We start from the raw sequence: 2386 nt of genomic DNA, 5'->3' as shown, positions 1-2386 counted from the left end.
TTAAATAATATCGTAGAACAGGATCATCGTTTTATCAAGAAACGTGTTCGTTCTATGTTAGGGTTGAAATCTTTTCGGACAGCTACTTACATACTGAGTGGTATAGAAGCGATGCATATGATTAAAACGAAGCAGGTTCATCAAAGGCTGAAACCTACCCAAAATGAAGTGGAATTCATACATAGACTATTCGGGATAACTACCTAAGAGGTTATCTGAAAGTGGACCTACAATTTTTTTCTATTTGTCTTGGTATTTGCACCAGAACCAACATCTGTTATCATGGTTATCATTATGCATGCTTTATTGATGATCGGCGTTTCTATGGTCATGATGCCTTCGCAGACAAACGGACTAAATCAATTACCCAAAAATCTCTATCCGGATGGCACAGCAGTGATGAATACACTGCAGCAAGTATCTGGAGCGATTGGTACAGCTGTTGCAATGACAATCATGTCATCTTCACAGAAAGCTTATTTAGAAAATGTGACAAATCCATCTGACCCTTCGACTATTGGAGCATCTTTAACAGCTGGTGTTCAAGATGCATTCATTTTTGGATTGATAGTTGCAATAGTTGGACTAATCTTTTCTATCTTTATAAAATCATCTCAAAGTAAAACATCATCTTAATAATGACTGATCATAGTTGAGTCTAATTTTGAATTAATAGGTAATTTTGAAAAGGTGGATGATAACAATATTTTTAGTAAATGGGGTTCATTAGTTTTGGATGAGTATATTGGACTTTCCTTTCATAATGAACAAAAAAGATAAATATTAGTTTTTGTTAATAGGTTATGGTATTTAGATCTAAGAGTACTTGTTCGATTGATAAACCAATCCACGCCTTACGGAAGCTTATATGCAGAAAAAGTTATTCTAGGTGAAAACTTCAATTTAGTTTTGCTCGTCTGGCCGGTAGTTGTTGCATATATACTAGAGTAAATATGGTATATAACCTTGAAATGCTTGAAAGACTGAGGAGGAATAAAATCTGCACCCTTTAAGATTGATAGTGGTTTAATATCGGAAGAACGGTTATGCACGAAGCCTAAATTTACTTCGAGAGGGATAAAAAATGAGTAAAATAGAAGTTATTGTATTAAATGACGAAGATGCCAAAATTGCGGAAGCGTATGGAGCAGACCGGCTAGAGTTGGTTACTGCAATTGGTGAAGGAGGATTAACCCCGAGCTATGGAGCAATTAAGAGAGTTGTAAACAGTGTCAAAATTCCTGTAATGATAATGCTTCGTCCTCATAACTATTCCTTTACCTATCAGAAGGAAGAATGGGATATGATTAGAGAGGACATCAGAATTATTCGAGAACTAGGTGCTGAGGGTATAGTTTTCGGTGCATTAACTGAAGAAAAATTAGTGGATTTTGATATTCTTGCAATGGTGTTAGAAGAAGCTGATAGTTTGTCGATTACATTTCACCGTGCCATTGATGAATCAAAACCGTTAGAAATTTATCGTTCCCTATGCGAGTCACCTCATAAGATAAACCAAGTTCTAACTTCAGGGGGAAAACCAACCGTAATGCAAGGCTTAGAAGGATTACGTAATTTGGTAAAGGACTCTATGAGGGACAATGATAAACCGGTTATTATGCCAGGTTCAGGGCTTGATATAAACAATATCAAGTTCATCCATCAAACATTGCAGGCTCAACAATATCATTTTGGCTCAGGGGTGAGAAAAGAAGGAGATTTTCGTCAATCAATTGATAGAAAAATACTTCAGAAGATTAAAGGGATTGTGTATAGCCAAGCTTAATGTGAAAGCTGAAGGTCGACTGAAAGACGGATAAGTGTTGAAATTTATAATTTTTCGGTACTCCACTCACAAGATTATTTAAGTCTTGTGATTTTTTATGTGAGCCCGGCATGGGTGTAGAATATAAGGTGAAGGTCCTGAACAGTGAAGGCAGTAGTAGCTGTAGCTTAATACAAGGGTAAGGGGGGTGACTCTGTTATCTGAAGGAAGTCGGCGGTTGGTTAGTCCAAGGAAAAACCTTTTTAATTAAGGTTTTTTTATTTTTTAGTCAGTATAATCGCGTCGCATCCAAAATCCGAATACGTTTGAAAGCAGAAATCATGTGTGAAGATAGCGATTGTGTCGCACAGAGTTTCTGTGTTAGGAGCGAAGTAAAGACTTTTCGAAGGAAGGCGACAGCTGCTGAATTAAAGCGTACTCATGAGTCCCTCTTGACTCATGAGTACGCCCGTTGAAGCCTCTAACCGACTACATCGTATTATAAGGTCAGCCAGATATTTCTGGTTGACCATTTTTTATATGGTTTTATTATAACAGTAGCCAGGGTAGAACGTACCTGCTCGTGGGGCTCGACCCCGTCAACTAAACTGTTCGCCCCCT

At 37.6% G+C, this 2386-nt stretch carries 2 protein-coding genes and 2 pseudogenes; 3 read left to right on the top strand and 1 reads right to left on the bottom strand.

The genetic code is table 11. The annotated features are described in order from the left end of the window. The 3 genes and pseudogenes from K9V48_RS27715 to K9V48_RS27705 form a co-directional block, all read left to right on the top strand. The coding region (locus K9V48_RS27715; RefSeq protein ID WP_224142272.1) for a DDE-type integrase/transposase/recombinase at nt 1–207 on the top strand (207 nt) is incomplete at its 5' end. A gap of 63 nt (nt 208–270) precedes the next feature. Then, a pseudogene (locus K9V48_RS27710) lies at nt 271–636 on the top strand (MFS transporter); the annotation flags it as partial. Nucleotides 637–1084: 448 nt separating this feature from the next. Further along, nucleotides 1085–1786 carry a copper homeostasis protein CutC gene (locus K9V48_RS27705; protein WP_224142271.1) on the top strand — a complete coding sequence of 234 codons (702 nt, stop codon included), beginning with the start codon at nt 1085–1087 and terminating at the stop codon, nt 1784–1786. Nucleotides 1787–2066: 280 nt separating this feature from the next. On the opposite strand, the pseudogene K9V48_RS27700 reads toward K9V48_RS27705, so the two are convergent. Then, nucleotides 2067–2265 (bottom strand): annotated as a pseudogene (locus K9V48_RS27700) (IS4 family transposase); the annotation flags it as partial. Between the last annotated feature and the right edge of the window lie 121 nt (nt 2266–2386).

This window comes from Metabacillus rhizolycopersici (assembly GCF_020075705.1).
The sequence above is the reverse complement of the archived record's forward strand: the minus strand, read 5'-3'. Positions and strand labels throughout refer to the sequence as shown.

Excerpts from the sequence above, each read along its gene's own strand:
- K9V48_RS27705 (WP_224142271.1), top strand. The coding sequence starts at position 1,085 with ATGAGTAAAATAGAAGTTATTGTATTAAATGACGAAGATGCCAAAATT.